Below are 18,553 nucleotides of genomic sequence, written 5' to 3' on the forward strand. Positions count from 1 at the left end.
GAGTACCAGGGAGCAGAACATGTCGGTAGGACGAATCGTCGCGCTGGTGGCGGCAACGCTTGCGACCGGGCTGATCGCGGGCGTCTTCTACGCCTACGCGATCTCGGTGATGCCCGCATTGGCGCGGATGGACGACCGCGCGGTGATCGAGACGATGCAGAAGATCAATGTCGTGATCCTCAACCCGGCCTTCATGATCGGGTTCCTCGGTACGGTCGGGTTCACGGCATTGGCCGCGCTGCTGCACCTCGGCGCCGATCGGCGCACGACCCTGATCTTGATCGCAGTCGCCTTGGCGCTCAACGTGATCGCGTTCGCGGTGACCAGTGGGCTGAACGTCCCGCTCAACGATCAGTTGGCCGCCGCCGGTGATCCGGCCGCCATCGCCGATCCGGGGGCGGTGCGGGCACAGTTCGAATCTGCCTGGGTGCGTTGGAATATCGTGCGCGCCGTGCTGCACACCCTGGCGTTCATCGTGCTGTCGGGCGCGCTGTTCGTCGCCGGGTTGCAGCAGGGTCGCGACGATGCGGCCGCCGCGCAGCCGCATGCCGGGGTCGCGGTCGCGCAGCCGCTGTCCTGAGCTGGACTCGTTCCGGTACCTACCCGTCGGTAATGGTCACATCGACCCTGGTCGCGACGTAGCGTACTGGAACAGGTTCTAGAACTGGGAGGGGTCATGCGCCGAGCGCCCATCACCGTCGTCATCGCCGCCGTCCTCATCGCGCTGTGGATCAGCGTGGCGGGGGCGGCGCAGGCCGAGCGGTATCCGGTGGTCTACAACTTCTTCGCGGGCATCCCCGCCGAACTGACCGATCCCGGTGGCTCGCTGCCCGGTGCCAACGACTGGTCCTGCCGCCCCAGCGCCGAACATCCGAATCCGGTGGTTCTCGCGCACGGCACCGGCGGCGGCGCTCAGACGAACTGGGGCACCTACGTCGCATTGCTGGCCAACGAGGGCTACTGCGTGTACTCGCTGACCTACGGCGCATACGACCTGCCGTGGCCGATCTCGGCGCTCGGCGGGATGCTGCCGATCCAGGACAACGCTGCCGAGTTCGGCGCCTTCGTCGACCGCGTGCTCGCGGCCACCGGCGCACAGCGGGTCGATATCGTCGGTCATTCCCAGGGCGGGCTGGTCGGCAACTACTTCGTCAAACGCCTGGGTGGTGCGGACAAGGTGGACAAAATCGTCGCCCTCGCGGTGCCATGGCTCGGCACCACGGCCTTCGGACTGGCCGATGTCGCCGCCTTCGCGCGTGCGGTCGGGCTCGGCGAGGCCTGGAACTCGATCCCCTGCCTGGCCTGCGCGCAGGTGCCAGCGGGCAGTCCGTTCCTCACCGAACTCAACGCCGACGGCATCTACCACCCGGACGTGACATACACCAACATCGTGGGCAGCATGGAGGAGATCGTGGTGCCCTACACCTCGGCGGTGGCGCCGGGGCCGAACACCACCAATATCGTCGTCCAGCAGGGCTGCGCCCAGGACTACTCCGAACATCTCGGTATCGCGGGCAGCCCGCGGGCCGCGGCCCACGTCCTCAACGCCCTCGACCCTGCCCATCCGAGGGAAGTTCCGTGCCACTTCGTCGCACCGTTCACCGGCTGAGCGCTCGGGCTGGCAGGCACACCAGGTTGTTCGCTCTGGGCAAAACCGGTTCGGAAACGAAACCCGCACCCCTCACGTTATGAGTGAATGACCATGTCGCCACCGGTCGGCAATAGGGTGGACCGGCGGCGGCGGAATCCTCCGCCAACTAGAGTGGAGGCGGGGGCCGCAACCCCCGGGCTTCATGGCAGGCTGACGGCCAGGTTCGTCGGGTTGGCGCCCAGGTTTGTTCGACAGCACACTGCGGCGTCTGTTGCCAGAATGTCGGAGCAGGAGAGTGAGGGAGCGATGTTCGAGAGGTTCACCGACCGCGCGAGGCGTGTCGTTGTCCTGGCCCAAGAAGAGGCCCGGATGCTCAACCACAACTACATCGGCACCGAGCACATCCTGCTGGGGCTGATCCACGAGGGTGAGGGCGTCGCGGCCAAGTCGCTGGAGTCGCTCGGCATTTCGCTGGAAGGCGTGCGCAGCCAGGTGGAGGAGATCATCGGCCAGGGCCAGCAGGCCCCGTCCGGTCATATCCCGTTCACCCCGCGCGCCAAGAAGGTGCTGGAGCTGAGCCTGCGGGAGGCCCTGCAACTCGGCCACAACTACATCGGCACCGAGCACATCCTGCTCGGGCTCATCCGTGAGGGTGAGGGCGTGGCCGCGCAGGTGCTGGTCAAGCTCGGCGCCGATCTCAACCGGGTGCGTCAGCAGGTCATCCAGCTGCTGTCCGGTTACCAGGGCAAGGAGCCGGTCGAATCCGGCACCCGCGGTGAGACCGGCACCCCGTCCACCTCGCTGGTGCTCGACCAGTTCGGCCGCAATCTCACCCAGGCCGCGCTCGAGGGCAAGCTCGATCCGGTCATCGGCCGCTCGAAGGAAATCGAGCGCGTCATGCAGGTGCTGAGCCGCCGCACCAAGAACAACCCGGTGCTGATCGGTGAGCCCGGTGTCGGTAAGACCGCGGTCGTCGAGGGCCTGGCCCAGGCCATCGTCAACGGTGAGGTCCCCGAGACGCTCAAGGACAAGCAGCTCTACACCCTCGACCTTGGTTCCCTGGTCGCGGGCAGCCGCTACCGCGGTGATTTCGAAGAGCGCCTGAAGAAGGTGCTCAAGGAGATCAACACCCGCGGCGACATCATCCTGTTCATCGACGAGCTGCACACGCTCGTCGGCGCGGGTGCCGCCGAGGGCGCCATCGACGCGGCCTCGATCCTGAAGCCGAAGCTGGCCCGTGGCGAACTCCAGACCATCGGCGCCACCACTCTCGACGAGTACCGCAAGTACATCGAGAAGGACGCCGCCCTGGAGCGCCGGTTCCAGCCGGTGCAGGTCGGCGAGCCCACCGTCGAGCACACCATCAACATCCTCAAGGGTCTGCGCGACCGCTACGAGGCGCATCACCGGGTGTCCATCACCGACGGTGCGCTGGTGGCCGCGGCGACGCTGGCCGACCGCTACATCAACGACCGGTTCCTGCCGGACAAGGCGATCGACCTCATCGACGAGGCGGGCGCGCGCATGCGCATCCGCCGGATGACCGCACCGCCCGACCTGCGCGAGTTCGACGACAAGATCGCCGACGCCCGCCGCGAGAAGGAAAGCGCCATCGACGCGCAGGACTTCGAGAAGGCCGCGCGCCTGCGCGATAAGGAAAAGCAGCTCGTCGCCAAGCGCGCCGAGCGCGAGAAGCAGTGGCGCTCCGGTGATCTGGACGTCGTGGCCGAGGTCGACGACGAGCAGATCGCGGAGGTGCTGGCCAACTGGACCGGTATCCCCGTCTTCAAGCTCACCGAGGAGGAGACCACCCGTCTGCTCCGCATGGAGGACGAGCTGCACAAGCGGATCATCGGCCAGGAAGACGCCGTCAAGGCGGTCTCCAAGGCGATCCGCCGCACTCGCGCCGGCCTGAAGGACCCCAAGCGCCCCTCGGGCTCGTTCATCTTCGCCGGTCCGTCCGGTGTCGGTAAGACCGAGCTGTCCAAGGCGCTGGCGAACTTCCTGTTCGGCGACGACGACGCGCTCATCCAGATCGATATGGGCGAGTTCCACGACCGCTTCACCGCCTCGCGCCTGTTCGGTGCCCCTCCGGGCTACGTGGGTTACGAGGAGGGCGGCCAGCTCACCGAGAAGGTGCGGCGCAAGCCGTTCTCGGTGGTGCTGTTCGACGAGATCGAGAAGGCGCATCAGGAGATCTACAACACCCTGTTGCAGGTGCTCGAGGACGGCCGTCTCACCGATGGCCAGGGTCGTACGGTCGACTTCAAGAACACCGTGCTGATCTTCACCTCGAACCTGGGCACCTCCGATATCTCGAAGGCCGTCGGCCTCGGCTTCACCCAGTCCAACGCCGAGGGCTCGAACTACGAGCGGATGAAGCTCAAGGTCAACGATGAGCTGAAGAAGCACTTCCGGCCGGAGTTCCTCAACCGCATCGACGACGTCATCGTCTTCCACCAGCTCACGACCGAACAGATCGTCGAGATGGTCGATCTGATGATCGCGCGCGTCGAGAAGCAGCTGAAGAACAAGGACATGGCGATGGAACTGTCCGACAACGCCAAGGCCCTGCTGGCCAAGCGTGGTTTCGATCCGGTGCTCGGTGCCCGCCCGCTGCGTCGCACCATCCAGCGCGAGATCGAGGATCAGCTGTCGGAGAAGATCCTCTTCGGCGAGATCGGCCCCGGCCAGACCGTCTCGGTCGACGTCGAGGGTTGGGACGGCGAAGGCTCCGGCGAGGACGCCAAGTTCACCTTCGCCGGTAAGGCGAAGCTGACCAAGGCCAGTGCCGAGGAGAAGCCCGAGGTCGTGCTGACCGGCGCGGCCGAAGGCCCCACCGAGGCCGCAGCCTCCGGCGAGTAATTCGCGAATCGAGAACGGGCCCGTCCCCTGGTGGGGGCGGGCCCGTTCTCGGCTGTAATGGGCACACATGAGTGGCGGCGGAGATGCATGGCAGGCTATTCCGATATCACTGGTCAGCCGACAGAGTGGATCGTGCCGCGCGGCACGGCCGGCTGATCTCGCCGCTCACTGCCAGCCCGGCCGCACCAGCCCCGATTCGTAGGCCAGCACCACCAGTTGGGTGCGGTCGCGGGCGTCGAGTTTGGTGAGGATGCGGCTGACGTGGGTGCGGGCGGTGGCGGGGCTCATGAAGAGGCGTTCGCCGATCTCGGCATTGGTGAGACCTTCGGCGACCAGGGTCAGTACCTCGCGCTCCCGGTCGGTGAGTTCGGAGAAGGTCGCGGGCGGTGGTTGTTTGGCGTGTTCGGAGAATTCGGCGATCAGACGGCGAGTGACGCCGGGCGAGAGCAGGGCATCACCTGCCGCGACCACCCGGACCGCGCGCACCAGATCGGCCGGTTCGGTGTGTTTGACCAGGAATCCCGTCGCCCCCGAACGCATCGCCTCGAAAACGTATTCGTCCAGTTCGAAGGTCGTCAGCACGACCACCTTGACCTCGGCGAGTTTGGGGTCGTCGGCGATCATGCGGGTGGCGGCCAGACCATCGAGGATCGGCATCCTGATATCCATCAGCACCACATCGGGGGTGAGCGCGCGCGTCATCCGCACGGCCTGCTCACCGTTATCGGCCTCGCCGACGACCTCGATACCGTCCTGCGCGTCGAGTAGCGCGACGAATCCGCCACGAACCAGTGCCTGATCATCGGCGACCAGCACCCGAATGCTCATCGCAGCTCCGCTCCACCATGGTTGTCGGCCGTAACCTGGTGTATCTGTCCGGCCCCACCTGCGCGCGCCGTGGCGGACGAGGCCGCGGTGCGCGCCGGCCGACCGGACTTCGCGGCGTCGGATTCGGCCTCGGGTTCGGGTCGGGGCGAGGCCGAACCGCCGGGCGTGGTGTTGCCGTTGGGGCGCTGGGGCTCGCCGGATGATGTCGAGACTTCGGTGCCGGTCGTTGCGGCCCCTCCTTTCCCACGTGAACCGGCATCTCCGGCAGACGGCGTTCCGGCGGAATCAGGACGGCCCGCCGAATCCGTTGCGGCACGAGGTGGTTCCGGTCGATCGGTCGCCACCGCCCGGACGGGTAGGCGCGCCGCCACCCGGAACCCGCCGCTCGGCCTCGGTCCGGCGGTGAGTGCGCCGCCGAGGGCGTGCGCCCGCTCGCGCATGCCGATGATTCCGTTGCCGCCGGTGGTCCCGGTGCGGGCGGGCGCGCTGGTGGGGCGGGTGTTGTCGATGGTGAAATCGACCGAATCGGGGGTGTAGCGCACGGTGACGGTCGCATCGGCGCCCGGTGCGTGCCGGACCACATTGGTCAGCGATTCCTGGATGATCCTGGCCGCCGCCACATCGATGACGCTCGGCAGCGGTGCGACGGTGCCGAGCACGCGGGTGTGCACGGTCAGTCCGGCTTCGCGTATGCGGTGCAGCAGTTCGTCCAGATCGGCGATGGTCGGCGCGGGGGTGCGTGGTGCGGCGGGCTGCGATTCGGCCTGCTCGGTCACCGCTGAATCACTCGTCGACCGGTTGTCGTCCTCGGGTGTGGGACTGGACGTATCCGAGGCCTCCGCCCGTCGAGCGGCCCGGCGCATCTCGGCGCCGCGCCGCCGGGCGCGTGCCCTGCGCCGCCGACCACGGCGAGCACGTTCGGCCGGATCCGACAGCTGTTCCGGTTCGGCGTCCGTGGCCTCGCCGCCGAGGGTGTTCCCGGTCCGAATGGTGTGTAGCAGCGTATGCACCTCGGCGAGCGCATCCTTGCTCGCGCCTTTGATCGCGGTGAGCGCCGACGCGGCCTGTTCGGGCTTCTTGTCGAACAGTTCCAGCGCCACCGAGGCCTGCACATTGATCAGCGACAGGCTGTGGGCGAGCACATCGTGCAGCTCCCGCGCGATGGCCAACCGTTCCTCGGTGGCCTGACGTCTGCGCTGTGCCTGCTCGTCGCGCCGGGCGGCTTCGGCGCGCTGCCTGCGTGCCTCGAGCACCGCCTGGCGCTGGCGGATCCCTTCGGCGAGGCCGACCAGCACCGCGAGCCAGGCCAGCAGACCGAAGATCTGCCAGACCTCGGTGTGGCGGCCGAGTAGTGCGGGCAGCGGCCAGACGATCACCAGATAGCCGAGCGGGACCAGCGGATAGGTCCACCACCGTGATCCGCGGGTCGCGGCGGTGAGGAAGGCGATGACAAGGGAGAGGAAGATCGGCCCGTAGCCATAGTCGAGCCACAGATAGCTCACGCAGGTAGCGAGCGTGACGAACAGGACCGGCAGCGGCTCATGTCTGCGGAACAGCAGCGCTACCGGCCCGACCAGCAGCAACGCGTAGCCGAGGGCGTCGAGGGAGCGCACTCCGGTCTGGCCGAAGTTGGCCCCGCGCCCGCCGAACACCTGCACCAGAGCGACGACAAGCGCCACCCCCCAGTCCCATCCGACCAGGCCCCGACCCGCCATCCCGAACTCCCGCACCTTATGCACCCTATTCGTCCAGCAGCCGGAATCCATCCGTACCGACACGTATTTACCCCATACGCGCTGCGCACACCCCCGCGGCCACCCGATCTCCTACGCCGCCGGACGTACCCGAACCCGCGTCGCCGGACGGATGTGACCGCGGCGCGCGGCGAGGAGGGTTTCGGTCATGACGGATTCGATTGTGGTGACCGATGAACTGACCAAGCGATACGGCGCCCATCTCGCGGTGGATCGGGTGGATATGCGGGTCGAGCCGGGCGAGATCTACGGCTTCCTCGGCCCCAACGGTGCGGGTAAGACCACGACCTTGCGCATGCTCGTCGGCTTGATCGCCCCGACCGCCGGTTCGGCCACCGTGCTCGGCCACCGGCCGGGTGATCCGGCGGTGGTGCGCCGGATCGGGGTGCTGATCGAGGGCCCCGGCTTCTATCCGTATCTGTCCGGCCGGGACAACCTGCTGGTCATGGCCCGATATCGCGGGCTCGGCCGGGCCGAGGTGGACGAGGCGTTACAGCGGGTGGGTCTGGCCGGGCGGGCCGACGACCGCTATCGCACCTATTCGCTCGGCATGAAACAGCGGCTCGGCGTCGGCTGCGCGCTGCTCGGCCGCCCCGATCTGCTGATCCTGGACGAGCCGACCAACGGCCTCGACCCGGCCGGTATGGCGGAAATGCGTGCGTTGATCACCGATCTGGCCTCCGATGGGCATACCGTGCTGCTGTCGAGTCACATGCTCAGTGAGGTGCAGGAGATCTGTGATCGCGTGGGCGTCATCTCCGATGGCCGCTTGCTGACCGAGTCGACGGTGGCCGAATTGCGTGGCGCCTCATCCCTGTTGGTCCGTGCCGAACCCGCCGAACTGGCGTTTCCCGCGATCCGCGCGGTACTGGGTGAGCCGGTGATGCTGACCAGCGCCGGAATTCGGATCGAGGCGGGCGCGGATGCGGCGCCGAAGGTCGCCCGCGCGGTGGTCGAATCCGGCGCGGACCTGCTGGAACTGCGAGTCGAGGAGAAATCGCTCGAGGAAGTGTTCTTCGAGATGACCGGACTGGAGGCCGTGAAATGAGTGTGCGTAGCGCGAGATCGCCGATACCGGATCTGATCGCCAGTGTGCGGGCCGAACGGCTGCGCCTGACCAAATGGCCCGCGTTCTGGATCATTCTCGGCACCTGGATTCTGTTGAACCTCACCTTCGCGTACCTGTTCAACTATCTGGCCTACCGATCCGGTGAGCAGACGGCGATGTCGGATGGTCTGCCGAAAGAGCAACTGCTGCAACAGATGCTTCCCGCATCGGTACCCGAGGTGTTCACACAGGGCATGGCCATGTTCGGTGGTGCGCTGATGCTGATCCTCGGTGCGCTGACCATCGGTTCCGGCTACGGGTGGGGGACGTGGAAGACGGTGCTCACCCAGGGCCCGGCGCGGATCGTGGCGATCTCGGGGACGCTGATCTGCCTCGCGGTGGTGGTGATCGGCTTGGTGGTCACCGCTTTCGCGGTCGATCTCGGTGTCGCATCGCTGATCGCGAGCAGTGAATCGCAGCAACTGGTCATGCCCTCATTCGGGCATTCGCTGGACGGAATCCTCAGCGGCAGTCTGATTCTCGGTATGTGGACGCTGGCGGGCGCGTTGATCGGCGCGATCGCTCGTGGTCCGGCGCTCGCGGTCGGTCTCGGCCTGATCTGGGTGCTGGTGGTGGAGAATCTGTTGCGCGGCGTCGCGGGCATTTTCGGGCCGATCGAGGTGGTCACCGATCGGCTGCCCGGTACCGCCGCCGGCTCATTGGCCGGTGCGATGCGCACCAGCGCTGGTCCGCCGACGCCCGGCGTCCTCGATATCCTGACCCGCGCCGAATCGGTACTCGCGCTGACGATCTACACGGCGGTTTTCGTCACCGCCACGATCTGGCTGATCCGCAGACGCGATCTGGTCTGAACGCCCGACGCCCGATCGGGCGTCAGCGTTCGAGCAGTGCGTGTGCGAGCTGCCGCAGGGCCCCGGTGATCTCCGCCGGGGCCAAGCCGCGCGCGCGTTGCTGTTGATAGACCTCGGCGGCCAGCGGTGCGAGCAGCGGGTCGACCATGGCCTCCGGGTGGTCCAGTCCGGCCGCGCGCAGCAGCGCGCGCACATGGGCGAACCAGAACCCGTAGGCGCCGGTGCCGAATCGGGCGCCGCCGGTCTCGGCGCCGAGCACCAGCCCGGAGTGGGTTTCCAGGAGTTCGACCATGGCCGCGTAGAAGGCGGCCAATCGTTCGGCGGGGGCCGCGCCCGGCCCGAGCGGTGGTGCACCGCCCAGCAGCTCTTCCTGTAGCGCCCGTTCGTGTTCGTCGAGCAGTGCGGCGGCGATCGAATTGGTATCCGCGTACCGGCGATACAGGGTGCCGCGGCCGACGCCCGCGGCCTTGGCGATGTCGTCCATGGTCACGGTGCGCGGGTCGCGTTCGGCGAAGAGTTCGGCCGCCGCGGCGAGCACCTTGGCCCGGTTACGTGCGGCGTCGGCGCGTTCGACGGGCGCGCCGGAGGACGGGCCCATACCGATGGTGAGCAGGTCAGCGGGGGGTTCCATGACGGCGACTGTAACCCATTCGAGGCTAAGTGGACAAGATGTCCACTTGTGCTCTACAGTCACTTCCAGCAATAAGCGGACACAACGTCCGGTTAGCGAAAGGGAGCCGATGACCACCTTGCTGCACCTCGACGCCAGCGCTCGGCGTCAGTCGATCAGCCGCACCTTGAGCGCCGAATTCGCCGATGCGTGGCGGCTCGCCAACCCGGACGGCGACTACCGTTACCGCGATCTCGCGGTGGATCAGGTGCCCTTCATCGACGAGGGCTGGACCGAACTCTGCGATCTGGTGCTGGCGAACGGCAGCACCGACCTGGGCCGCATCGCGGACCTGGTGCGCACCCCGGCTCAACGAGCGGCCTGGGCGATCACCGGTCCGCTGTTGGACGAACTGCTCGCCGCCGATGTCGTGCTCATCGGAACCCCGATGTACAACTACTCGGTTCCCGCCGCGCTCAAGGCTTGGATCGATCAGGTCGCATTCCCGCGAATGTCGCTGGGGCACAGGCGATTCGTTACCGTCACCGCACGCGGCGGCGCGTACTCGCCCGGTTCGCCCAAGGCCGACTTCGACTATCAGGAACGGTATCTGCGCGATTTCTTCGCCGGACATTTCGCGGTGCGGGACGCGAAGTTCGTCAATGCGGAACTGGCCAATTCCCGGCTCGATCCGGCCCTGGCGCATCTGCGGGCCGAACATGAACAGTCCTATGACCTCGCCCTTGCGGCGGTGCGCGAGCTGGCAGGGGAGTACTGACGATGAGCTGGTTGATCCTCGGATTCGCTGGTCTGGTGGAGATCGCCTGGTCGCAGAGCATCAAACCGACCGAGAACTTCACCCGTCCGCTGCCGACGCTGCTGTGCTTCGCGCTCGGGGCGTTCGCGGTCTATCTGCTGTCGCGGGCGATGCAGTCGCTGCCGGTCGGCACCGCGTATGCGGTCTTCACCGGAATCGGCGCGGTCGGTGCGATCGTGCTCGGCATGATCGTGCATCGTGATCCGTTGAGCGCGGGCAGGTTTGTGGCCATGTCGCTGATCGTCGGCGGTATCGTCCTGGCCAAGGTGACCAACCCCGGCTGATCGGACGGCCGGTACGGCAAACGGTCGGGCGGGTCCGCGAGCACGGGTAAGGTCGGTCTGATGGTCGATCAGCAAGTGCGTTTTCCGGACCTGTCGGCACGGCCTCATGCGCTCACCGTGGAGCGCGTCATGGCCGCCTCGCCGACATTGTTGTACCTGGCCTTGACCCAGGGCTTCGATATCTGGCTCGCGATACCGGAGTCGGTCCGCATGCGCCCGCAGGTGGGTGAACCCTTCTATTTCGAAGCCGATGATCAGGGCACGCCCGTCCCGCATTACGGCCGTTTCCTACGGCTCGAGCCCGACCGGCTGGTCGAGTTCGCCTGGGTCACCGGAGCGGGCGGCACCGAAGGCGTGGAGACCGTGGTGCGCGTGGATTTCGTGCACCAACCGCGAGGCATCCGAATCAAGCTGCGGCACAGTGGTTTCCCAAACCAGGAAGTATGCGATCGGCATCGCGGCGCCTGGCCCGCGATACTGGAACGGCTCGACGAGCGAACGGCTGCCGCGAGCTGAGCCGGACGGGTAGGTTCGAGCGAGAACTCCCAGTAATTCGATTGTGGAAAGGACTGTGATGCCTACACGTACCGCGCGCACCGCATGGACCGGCGGTTTGCAGGACGGCACCGGACAGGTCGAGCTGGCCAGCTCGGGTGCAGGCAAGTACGACGTGTCGTTTCCGAAGCGCGCCGCCGACGCCGCTGACGGCACCACCAGCCCGGAGGAGTTGATCGCCGCGGCCCATTCGTCCTGCTACGCGATGGCGCTGTCGGCCGAGATCGGCAATGCCGGTGCCACCCCGCGCAGCCTCGACGTCACCGCCGATGTCACCCTCGGGCCCGACCCGGCGGGCGGTTTCCGCATCAGCGGGGTGAAGATCACCGTCCGCGGCCGCGTCGACGGGCTCGACGCCGCTGGCTTCAACGCCGCCGCCGAAGCCGCCAAGGCGGGCTGCCCGGTCAGCAAGGCCCTCGCCGGGGTCGACAACATCACGCTGGACGCCGCGCTCGAGTCCTGAGACAGGAAAGGGCGGCGCCGGTCAGCGCGACCGGCACCGCCCCTTTCGATCAGGCCGCGGCCGCCACTTCCGGTGCCGAGGCACCCGTGCGGTCGGCGAACTCGGTGAGTATCGCGTAGCCGAGGCCGAGGCAGGCCCACAGTGTCGTCGACACCGCCAGCGAGGACACCCGGAACTCCCACAGCAGGCTCGCCGGGAAATCGGCGCCGACCTCGTTCACGCCGGGCAGAACGAGGTAGCCGATCGTGGCGAGCAGCACGAACGTGCCGACACCTGCGGTCAACCGCACGGTATCGAGTCGACCGGCGAGCAGCTTCCACACATACACTCCGGCGCCGACGGCCACCAGACCGAGCAGCACCGCCGCCACCCACAGCAGTGTCCGGTCGTTGATCGTTTCCGGATCGCCGACCGCGGGCGGATTGGCCGGGTACTTGAAGAACGGCACGGCGACGATCGCCGCCCAGCCGCCGATACCGAGCCCGAACGCCAGTTTCGGCCCGGACAGCGCGGTGTAGCGACGCGCCACATGGGCGACGGCGCCGAAGATCGCTCCGAAGGCCATCCCGGCGAGGCCGAGCGCCAGGAACTGGCCCGCCTTCTGGCCGGAGCGGCTGACCAGAGCTTCTCCATCGTCGCCGTGGCTGTGTCCGCCACCGGCGCCCTCATCGGCGTGCGCGCCGCCTTCGGTATGCGCCGATTCGGCGGCCGCACCGGCCTCCTCGATGGCGATGGCCGCTTCCACGTTGGGCTCACCGACGAAATAGCCGACGGTGCCCGCCAGCAGACCGGCGATCAGACCGGCCAGCAGGCCACGCAGCAGCAGGGTGCGCAGAGTTCCGGTCAGTGGCACGGTAGGCCCAGCAGGTGGCGTCCGTCGTGCATCAGCTCATGCATGTACATCCCGCTGCGCGAGATGGCGCCCTGATCGAATCCGACCAGGTAGAGCGTGAGCAGAGCGAGCAGTACGACACCGACCGCGACGAGCACGGTTGCCAGGGAATCGGTGACCCGGGCTGATGCGCCGGGGGAGTGCGCGATGGCCATTCCAGTCCTCCTTGGGATATTCGCGTCCCGTCGAGTGGTCGCGGAGGTGCCGGTGTCTGGCTTTCCGGCACCGGACCCGGTGGCTGGAACACAGTGGCGCGACCGCTCCGGAATCACACCGGATTACCGCGTCACCTTCGCGTTTGTCCTTCGAACTGTGACACCCCACAGCAGCCGTCGTCAATACACCTGGCGACGGCTGCCGGTGGGATAAGCGTGTCAGTCGGCGGAGGCTGCCTTGCCAGCGACATCGAGGACGACCTCGAATTCGAGCAGCGACGCCCCGGTGGCGACCGGCTTGGTCTGCTGACCGGCATGCGCCTCGCGGGCCGGTCCGTCGCGCCAAGCCGCGAAGGACTCTTCCGAATCCCACTGGGTGACCACGAAGTACCGGTTCTCGCCCGCGGTCGGCCGCAGCAGCTGGAAGCCGAGGAAGCCCGGCGAATTCTCCACCGCGTGCGCCCGATGGGCGAAGCGCTTCTCCAGTTCGGGGCCCGCGCCCTCGGGAACCTCGATCGCATTGATCTTCACAACAGACATGCCTCGATTGTGCCCCCTGCGTCTGCGCCGACCGGTAGGTGCGACCGGTATCACCGGCCCGTGCGGCACAATCGCGGACGTGTTGTACGACGAGGGCGGGACCGGCACACCGCTGGTGCTGCTGCACGGTCTGATGGGTAGTGCCCGTACCTGGCGCGATCATGTGGGCTGGTTGCGCGGTTTCGGGCACGTGTACACCTTCGACGCGGCCGGGCACGGCAGGCCAGCGCCCGCCGAGCTGAGCACGGAGGCATTCGTCGCCGATCTGGCCGCCGCGACCGCCTCGATCACCGAGCCGATGGTGCTGATCGGGCATTCGATGGGTGGGCTGCACGGTTGGATGTTCGCCGCGCAGTATCCGCAACGGGTGAAAGCGCTGGTCGTCGAGGATATGGCCCCCGATTTCACCGGTCGCACCGCCGCGCACTGGGCCGCCATGATCGAAGCCTGGCCGCAGCCGTTCCCGGACGAGGCCGCGGTGCTCGAGTTCTTCGGACCGGTCGCCGGACGCTACTTCCTCGCCTCCTTCGACCACGGCCCCGACGGCTACCGGCTACACGGCTCGGTCGCCACCTTCCGCGATATCTCCGAGGAATGGGGCACACGGGACTTCTGGGCCCAGTGGCGCACGATCGACGTCCCCACACTCCTGCTCGAGGGCGAGCACACCATCACTCCACCGGGCCAGATGCGCGAGATGGCGGCCGTGCATCCGGGTGCGGAGTACGCGCTCGTTCCCGACGCCGGGCATCTGGTGCACGACGACCAACCCGAGCGTTATCGCACCGAGGTGAGCCGGTTTCTGAACCACGTGTTGGGTGGGCGCCCGCGTGCCCGATAACCGAGCGTAGGGCACGCTTTCGCGGACACGTGCACCCGGTCGCCGACGCCACCCAGGTCCACGCCGGGATGCTGTCCCTTATCGGGCGACCGCCACCATCCGCGCGCGCCGAGGAATCGGCTGGCGGTCTGGCCGGTCGGACACCGCGAACCGGCGGTCGATCTCGCGACCCGATCGGAAAGTCCGGCCGCGGACTCGGCCTCAGCTACCCGGTTCGGTGTGCCCGGCCTCGCCCGCCAATGCGAACAATCCGTCCGCGGTCTGCTCGATCAGCCCGTCCACCAGCAGTGAATCCAGTGCGCGATCCCGTTGGCCAGGGTCGCGGGTCCAGGCCATATCGAGCCGTATCCGTTCCACCGGGCCGGACGAATCGCGTAGCACGTCCATGAGTCGCCCCCTGGCCTGCCGGTCGGTGCCCTCGTACTTCTGGGTCCGGCGCACCACCTGCGAGGCGGGTCGGCCGGCGGCGTTCCAGGCGCAATGCGGTAGCGGGCAGGCGCCGCATACGGGGGTGCGCGCGGTGCATACGAGCGCGCCGAGTTCCATCAGCGCGGCCGAGAACATCGCGGCGCGCGGAACCGGCTCCGGCAGCAGCGCCTCGGTCTCCCGCAGATCGCGCGCCGACGGATTACCGGCATCGGCGCGCCCGTGCACGGCACGGGCAACCACCCGGCGAACATTGGTGTCCACCACCGGAACTCGCTGTCCGTAGGCGAAGCAGGCGACGGCCCGCGCGGTGTAGTCACCGATACCGGGCAGGCTCAGCAGCGTCTCGACATCCTGCGGCACCCGATCGCCGTGCTCGCTGGCCAGCACCCGCGCGCATTCGTGCAACCGCAGCGCGCGCCGCGGATATCCGAGCTTGCCCCACGCCCGCAGCACCTCTGCCTGCGAGGACGCCGCCATGGCCGAGGGCGCCGGCCAGCGCGCCACCCATTCCCGCCAGATCGGCTCGACCCGCGCCACCGGGGTCTGCTGCAACATGATCTCGCTCATCAGGATCTGCCAGGCACTCACATCCGGATGCCGCCACGGCAGATCACGGGCGGTGCTCCGGTACCAGTCCAGCAGTGCGTCCGCGTCCACCGGGTCGTGCACTTCCTTCTGTGTCGCTCTCATGTGCTCACCGCGTTCGTTCGGGCCTGGCCAGACGGTGTTTGCGGGCCCGTAACGAGAACCAACTCGTCGGTAACACACAATCTGTGCAAAATGGACACATGCCTCAGTCGAACCCGATCAGTGCCTGGAAGTCCCTCCGCAACGGCAACGACCGTTTCGTCAATGGCACGTTGCAGCATCCTAATCAGGGGGCCGCTGACCGAGCCAAGCTCGTCGGAGGCCAGCATCCAACGGCCATCCTCTTCGGCTGCGGAGACTCCCGCGTCGCCGCCGAACTCATCTTCGACCAGGGCCTCGGCGATATGTTCGTGGTGCGCACCGCGGGCCACGTCATCGATTCCTCGGTGCTCGGCTCCATCGAATACGGCGTGGAGATCCTGAACGTGCCGCTGATCGTGGTCTTCGGCCACGACAGCTGTGGCGCGGTGAAGGCCACCCTCGACGCCCTCGACGGCGGTGAGGTTCCCGGCGGGTTCATCCGCAGCATCGTCGAGCGGGTCACACCGTCCATGCTGCTCGGCCGGCGCGAGGGTCTGTCCAGCGTCGACGAGCTCGAGGCACGCCATGTCGTGGAGACCGCCGAATTGCTGCGTCAGCGTTCGTCGATCATTGCCGACCGCGTCGCAGCCGGCCAATGCGCGATCGCCTGTGTCACGTACAAACTGGCCGACGGCAAAGCCAAGCTGCACGGTTCGATCGGCGATATCGGCGAGGTCGCCTGAGCCGCCGACGCTCACATTCGCCCAGCTCCAGGGGTGTGACCGGGGCGTCGTCGACACGGTTGACGCCCCGACACGCCGTGCCCCTGAGTTGCTGTGCCGAGCGGTGCGCTTACCGTTGAGTCGTGCTGGAACCGAATGGACCGCTGCCTCCGGAGATCTACTGGCGGCGTCGTGTTTTTGCCATCGGCGTACTGGTCATCGCACTCGTGCTGGTGATCTGGCTGGTGGTCGCGGTATCGCGTGGTGGAGACTCACCCGGCGATACCGCTGCGGCGACTTCGTCGACCGAGACGAACAAGCCAGCGGGTCAGGCCTCGACCAAGAAGGAATCGTCGGCGGCCCCCGAGTCGAAACCGTCCGAATCCGGCACGCCGAGCAGCGACGCGCCGGTCGCCGCCGGACAGTGCTCGGACCAGTCGCTCGCGGTGAAGGTGACCGTCGCCCAACCCACCTACCGGGTCGGTGAGCAGCCGGTATTCGGCATCGTGATCACCAATATCTCCGCCGATGCCTGCACCCGCGATATGGGCTCCGGCCTCCAACAGGTCTCCGTGCACACCCTCGACGGTCAGCGCAGGCTCTGGGCCAGCACCGACTGCTACCCCGACGGCGAACCGGATGAGCGCACCCTGAAACCCGGCGAACAGGCCGCCTTCACCGTCACCTGGACCGGCAACACCTCCCAACCGAACTGCGCGGGCGAGCGGTTGCAGGTTCCGGCGGGCGCATACAACGTCGTCGCCCAGCTGGGCGCCATCCGCAGCGCGGCGGAGCCATTCAACATGGCGTGAGTTGTGTTGAATTTGCGCCGCCTGCGGTGTCGCGTGTTCGCGGCCCCCGAGCCGGGCCGCGAACGGGGCTCCTCGAGGTCGCCCCCGGCGCGATGCTCTGAACTGCACAAATGTGTCGGGGCGGGTGTTTGTGCAGGTCCCGATAGGGTGAGGGCAGTTGGGCTCGAATGGTCGGGCCGCTGTGATGCGTATCGGGGGGTCAGCCCTTGCCTCTGCTCAGCCCTACGAGACGGATTGCGCTGCGCAATGAGGTCGCCTCGATCAGTTTCATCGGGGACGATTTCGCTTCGGTGCCCGGCGGCACGATCGCGGTGGTGAAACCGAGCCGTTCGGCCTCGGCGAGGCGGCGGGCGGTGGCGGTGACTCGTCGGACCTCTCCGGCCAGGCCGACCTCGCCGAGGATCACCCAGCCCGGCTCCAGCGCGGTATCGCGCGCCGAACTCGCGATGGCCAGCGCGACCGCCAGATCGGCGGCCGGCTCGATCAGGCGCATACCACCGACGGTGGCCGCGTAGATGTCCTGCTTGCCGACATAGAAACCGCAGCGGCTCTGCAAGACGGCCAGGATCATCGCCACCCGGTTGTAGTCCAGTCCACTCACGGCGCGCCGCGGCGCTGGCACCTGGGTGTCGACGGTCAGCCCTTGTACCTCACCGACCAGCGGCCGTTTACCGTCGAGGGCCACGGTGACCGCCGTACCAGGTACCGAATCGGTGCGGTGATGCAGAAACAGCCCCGAGGGGTCGGCCACGCCGGTGATGCCGTCGTCGTGCAGCTCGAAACAGCCGACCTCGTCGGCGCTGCCGAAACGATTCTTGATCCCGCGCACCATCCGTAGCGTCGAGTTCTTATCGCCCTCGAACTGCAACACCACATCCACCAGATGCTCGAGCGTACGCGGACCGGCGACCGCACCGTCCTTGGTGACATGGCCCACCAGCAGCACCGCGATACCGCTCGACTTCGCCAGCGCCGTCAACGCGGCCGTCACCGCGCGTATCTGGGTGACACCGCCGATGACGCCATCGGTGTCCGGGGCCAGCATGGTCTGTACGGAATCGACCACCAGCAGCGTCGGACGGACCTGCTCGACATGCCCGAGCACGATCGACAGGTCCGATTCCGCCGCCAGATACACCCGCTCGTGCACCGCACCGGTCCGGTCCGCGCGCAACCGCACCTGACCCGCCGATTCCTCGGCGGTCACATACAGGGCCCGCTCGTCACGAGCGGCGGCCCAGCGATGGGCGACCTCGAGCAGCAGCGTCGACTTGCCGACCCCCGGCTCACCCGACAGCAACACCACCGACCCGGCGACCACACCACCGCCGAGCACCCGATCCAGCTCGGCGACCCCGGTGGAGCGGGCCGCGGTGAGCTGAGAATCGATCTGGGAGATGGGCGAGGCCGCCGTACTCGGCAGCATGGCCCGCCGCCCCGCCGGTGCCGCCACCGCGGGCGCGATCTCCTCCACGGTGCCCCACGCACCGCAATCGGGACATTTCCCCACCCATTTGGCCACCTCGTGCCCACACCCGGAGCACTGGAAGACCGGCTTGTTCTTCGCCACACGCGCACTGTAGCTGTGTCTGATTTGCGCCGCCTGCGGCGTCGCGGTTCGCGGCCCCTGGGGGTCTCGCGTCTCCGCTACCGCTGCTTGCCTGCGGCGTACGCAGCGGTAGCGGAGACGCGAGACCCCCAGGGGCCGCGAACCGCGACGCCGCAGGCGGCGCAAATCAGACACAGCTACAGTGCGCGTGTGGCGAAGAACAAGCCGGTCTTCCAGTGCTCCGGGTGTGGGCACGA

General features: G+C 67.6%; 20 protein-coding genes and 1 riboswitch. Of the genes, 12 read left to right on the forward strand and 8 right to left on the reverse strand.

All coding sequences use genetic code 11. The features are described from left to right. Window positions 1-19: 19 nt before the first annotated feature. The 3 genes from QH168_RS05760 to QH168_RS05770 all read left to right on the forward strand — a co-directional run bounded on the left by QH168_RS05760 (window position 20) and on the right by QH168_RS05770 (window position 4,456). The gene (locus QH168_RS05760) at window positions 20-580 is read left to right on the forward strand and encodes a DUF1772 domain-containing protein (protein WP_280233391.1); all 561 of its coding nucleotides are present in this window, start codon (window positions 20-22) and stop codon (window positions 578-580) included. Between the two features lie 96 nt (window positions 581-676). Further along, window positions 677-1,609: an esterase/lipase family protein gene (locus tag QH168_RS05765; RefSeq protein WP_280233392.1), complete on the forward strand. Its 933-nt coding sequence runs from the start codon at window positions 677-679 to the stop codon at window positions 1,607-1,609. A 288-nt stretch (window positions 1,610-1,897) separates the two neighbouring features. Then, entirely contained in the window at window positions 1,898-4,456 is a 2,559-nt protein-coding gene (locus QH168_RS05770; RefSeq protein WP_280233393.1) for an ATP-dependent Clp protease ATP-binding subunit, read from the forward strand. 165 nt (window positions 4,457-4,621) lie between these two features. Here the strand turns inward: QH168_RS05770 and QH168_RS05775 are convergent, their stop codons facing one another. Together QH168_RS05775 and QH168_RS05780 are read right to left on the reverse strand one after the other, a co-directional pair. Then, complete coding sequence (locus QH168_RS05775) at window positions 4,622-5,284, reverse strand: response regulator transcription factor (protein WP_280233394.1); 663 nt, start codon at window positions 5,282-5,284, stop codon at window positions 4,622-4,624. Beyond that, complete coding sequence (locus tag QH168_RS05780) at window positions 5,281-7,014, reverse strand: histidine kinase (RefSeq protein ID WP_280233395.1); 1,734 nt, start codon at window positions 7,012-7,014, stop codon at window positions 5,281-5,283. The genes QH168_RS05775 and QH168_RS05780 overlap by 4 nt, the downstream gene beginning before the upstream one ends. Before the next feature lie 172 nt (window positions 7,015-7,186). Here QH168_RS05780 and QH168_RS05785 point away from each other — a divergent pair, with 172 nt between their 5' ends. Then, window positions 7,187-8,086, forward strand: coding sequence for an ABC transporter ATP-binding protein (locus QH168_RS05785; protein ID WP_280233396.1), 900 nt, complete (start codon window positions 7,187-7,189; stop codon window positions 8,084-8,086). Next, window positions 8,083-8,958 carry an ABC transporter permease gene (locus tag QH168_RS05790; RefSeq protein WP_280233397.1) on the forward strand — a complete coding sequence of 292 codons (876 nt, stop codon included), beginning with the start codon at window positions 8,083-8,085 and terminating at the stop codon, window positions 8,956-8,958. Before QH168_RS05785 ends, QH168_RS05790 begins: the two co-directional genes overlap by 4 nt. Window positions 8,959-8,980: 22 nt before the next feature. Here QH168_RS05790 and QH168_RS05795 read toward each other — a convergent pair whose 3' ends face one another. Further along, window positions 8,981-9,589 carry a TetR/AcrR family transcriptional regulator gene (locus tag QH168_RS05795; protein ID WP_280233399.1) on the reverse strand — a complete coding sequence of 203 codons (609 nt, stop codon included), beginning with the start codon at window positions 9,587-9,589 and terminating at the stop codon, window positions 8,981-8,983. Window positions 9,590-9,698: 109 nt separating this feature from the next. Between QH168_RS05795 and QH168_RS05800 the strand changes: the two genes are divergently transcribed. The 4 genes from QH168_RS05800 to QH168_RS05815 are packed head-to-tail and all read left to right on the forward strand — an operon-like array spanning window position 9,699 to window position 11,687. Continuing rightward, window positions 9,699-10,346, forward strand: coding sequence for an FMN-dependent NADH-azoreductase (locus tag QH168_RS05800; protein ID WP_280233400.1), 648 nt, complete (start codon window positions 9,699-9,701; stop codon window positions 10,344-10,346). Between the two features lie 2 nt (window positions 10,347-10,348). Further along, complete coding sequence (locus tag QH168_RS05805) at window positions 10,349-10,669, forward strand: DMT family transporter (protein ID WP_280233401.1); 321 nt, start codon at window positions 10,349-10,351, stop codon at window positions 10,667-10,669. Window positions 10,670-10,729: 60 nt separating this feature from the next. After that, a complete protein-coding gene (locus QH168_RS05810; protein ID WP_280233402.1) occupies window positions 10,730-11,185 on the forward strand; it encodes an SRPBCC family protein in 456 nt (151 codons plus the stop codon). A 58-nt stretch (window positions 11,186-11,243) separates the two neighbouring features. Beyond that, on the forward strand, window positions 11,244-11,687 hold the full coding sequence (locus tag QH168_RS05815; RefSeq protein ID WP_280233403.1) for an OsmC family peroxiredoxin: 444 nt from the start codon (window positions 11,244-11,246) through the stop codon (window positions 11,685-11,687). A gap of 49 nt (window positions 11,688-11,736) precedes the next feature. Here the strand turns inward: QH168_RS05815 and QH168_RS05820 are convergent, their stop codons facing one another. The 3 genes from QH168_RS05820 to QH168_RS05830 all read right to left on the reverse strand — a co-directional run bounded on the left by QH168_RS05820 (window position 11,737) and on the right by QH168_RS05830 (window position 13,274). Then, window positions 11,737-12,540 (reverse strand): CbtA family protein, encoded by an 804-nt coding sequence (locus QH168_RS05820; protein ID WP_280233404.1) that lies wholly within the window; start codon window positions 12,538-12,540, stop codon window positions 11,737-11,739. After that, complete coding sequence (locus QH168_RS05825) at window positions 12,531-12,734, reverse strand: CbtB domain-containing protein (RefSeq protein ID WP_280233405.1); 204 nt, start codon at window positions 12,732-12,734, stop codon at window positions 12,531-12,533. Before QH168_RS05825 ends, QH168_RS05820 begins: the two co-directional genes overlap by 10 nt. Before the next feature lie 30 nt (window positions 12,735-12,764). Then, window positions 12,765-12,915: riboswitch (cobalamin riboswitch) on the reverse strand. A 38-nt stretch (window positions 12,916-12,953) separates the two neighbouring features. Beyond that, window positions 12,954-13,274 carry an antibiotic biosynthesis monooxygenase family protein gene (locus tag QH168_RS05830; protein WP_280233406.1) on the reverse strand — a complete coding sequence of 107 codons (321 nt, stop codon included), beginning with the start codon at window positions 13,272-13,274 and terminating at the stop codon, window positions 12,954-12,956. A gap of 79 nt (window positions 13,275-13,353) precedes the next feature. On the opposite strand from QH168_RS05830, the gene QH168_RS05835 reads away from it, so the two are divergent. Then, complete coding sequence (locus QH168_RS05835; RefSeq protein ID WP_280233407.1) at window positions 13,354-14,115, forward strand: alpha/beta fold hydrolase; 762 nt, start codon at window positions 13,354-13,356, stop codon at window positions 14,113-14,115. A 201-nt stretch (window positions 14,116-14,316) separates the two neighbouring features. Here the strand turns inward: QH168_RS05835 and QH168_RS05840 are convergent, their stop codons facing one another. Beyond that, window positions 14,317-15,234 (reverse strand): A/G-specific adenine glycosylase, encoded by a 918-nt coding sequence (locus QH168_RS05840; RefSeq protein WP_280233408.1) that lies wholly within the window; start codon window positions 15,232-15,234, stop codon window positions 14,317-14,319. Window positions 15,235-15,332: 98 nt separating this feature from the next. On the opposite strand from QH168_RS05840, the gene QH168_RS05845 reads away from it, so the two are divergent. Beyond that, a complete protein-coding gene (locus tag QH168_RS05845) occupies window positions 15,333-15,956 on the forward strand; it encodes a carbonic anhydrase (RefSeq protein WP_280233409.1) in 624 nt (207 codons plus the stop codon). Window positions 15,957-16,078: 122 nt separating this feature from the next. After that, the gene (locus QH168_RS05850) at window positions 16,079-16,747 is read left to right on the forward strand and encodes a hypothetical protein (protein ID WP_280233410.1); all 669 of its coding nucleotides are present in this window, start codon (window positions 16,079-16,081) and stop codon (window positions 16,745-16,747) included. A gap of 199 nt (window positions 16,748-16,946) precedes the next feature. Here the strand turns inward: QH168_RS05850 and radA are convergent, their stop codons facing one another. Then, window positions 16,947-18,317: a DNA repair protein RadA gene (gene radA / locus QH168_RS05855; protein ID WP_280233412.1), complete on the reverse strand. Its 1,371-nt coding sequence runs from the start codon at window positions 18,315-18,317 to the stop codon at window positions 16,947-16,949. Window positions 18,318-18,553 lie beyond the last annotated feature (236 nt).

Origin of the sequence: Nocardia cyriacigeorgica (genome assembly GCF_029868385.1) — a bacterium.
In the GTDB taxonomy this organism is placed as follows: Bacteria; Actinomycetota; Actinomycetes; order Mycobacteriales; family Mycobacteriaceae; genus Nocardia; species Nocardia cyriacigeorgica_F.

Excerpts from the sequence above, each read along its gene's own strand:
- QH168_RS05760 (WP_280233391.1), top strand. The coding sequence starts at position 20 with ATGTCGGTAGGACGAATCGTCGCGCTGGTGGCGGCAACGCTTGCGACC.
- QH168_RS05765 (WP_280233392.1), top strand. The coding sequence starts at position 677 with ATGCGCCGAGCGCCCATCACCGTCGTCATCGCCGCCGTCCTCATCGCG.
- QH168_RS05770 (WP_280233393.1), top strand. The coding sequence starts at position 1,898 with ATGTTCGAGAGGTTCACCGACCGCGCGAGGCGTGTCGTTGTCCTGGCC.
- QH168_RS05775 (WP_280233394.1), bottom strand. The coding sequence starts at position 5,284 with ATGAGCATTCGGGTGCTGGTCGCCGATGATCAGGCACTGGTTCGTGGC.
- QH168_RS05785 (WP_280233396.1), top strand. The coding sequence starts at position 7,187 with ATGACGGATTCGATTGTGGTGACCGATGAACTGACCAAGCGATACGGC.
- QH168_RS05790 (WP_280233397.1), top strand. The coding sequence starts at position 8,083 with ATGAGTGTGCGTAGCGCGAGATCGCCGATACCGGATCTGATCGCCAGT.
- QH168_RS05795 (WP_280233399.1), bottom strand. The coding sequence starts at position 9,589 with ATGGAACCCCCCGCTGACCTGCTCACCATCGGTATGGGCCCGTCCTCC.
- QH168_RS05800 (WP_280233400.1), top strand. The coding sequence starts at position 9,699 with ATGACCACCTTGCTGCACCTCGACGCCAGCGCTCGGCGTCAGTCGATC.
- QH168_RS05805 (WP_280233401.1), top strand. The coding sequence starts at position 10,349 with ATGAGCTGGTTGATCCTCGGATTCGCTGGTCTGGTGGAGATCGCCTGG.
- QH168_RS05810 (WP_280233402.1), top strand. The coding sequence starts at position 10,730 with ATGGTCGATCAGCAAGTGCGTTTTCCGGACCTGTCGGCACGGCCTCAT.
- QH168_RS05815 (WP_280233403.1), top strand. The coding sequence starts at position 11,244 with ATGCCTACACGTACCGCGCGCACCGCATGGACCGGCGGTTTGCAGGAC.
- QH168_RS05825 (WP_280233405.1), bottom strand. The coding sequence starts at position 12,734 with ATGGCCATCGCGCACTCCCCCGGCGCATCAGCCCGGGTCACCGATTCC.
- QH168_RS05830 (WP_280233406.1), bottom strand. The coding sequence starts at position 13,274 with ATGTCTGTTGTGAAGATCAATGCGATCGAGGTTCCCGAGGGCGCGGGC.
- QH168_RS05840 (WP_280233408.1), bottom strand. The coding sequence starts at position 15,234 with ATGAGAGCGACACAGAAGGAAGTGCACGACCCGGTGGACGCGGACGCA.
- QH168_RS05845 (WP_280233409.1), top strand. The coding sequence starts at position 15,333 with ATGCCTCAGTCGAACCCGATCAGTGCCTGGAAGTCCCTCCGCAACGGC.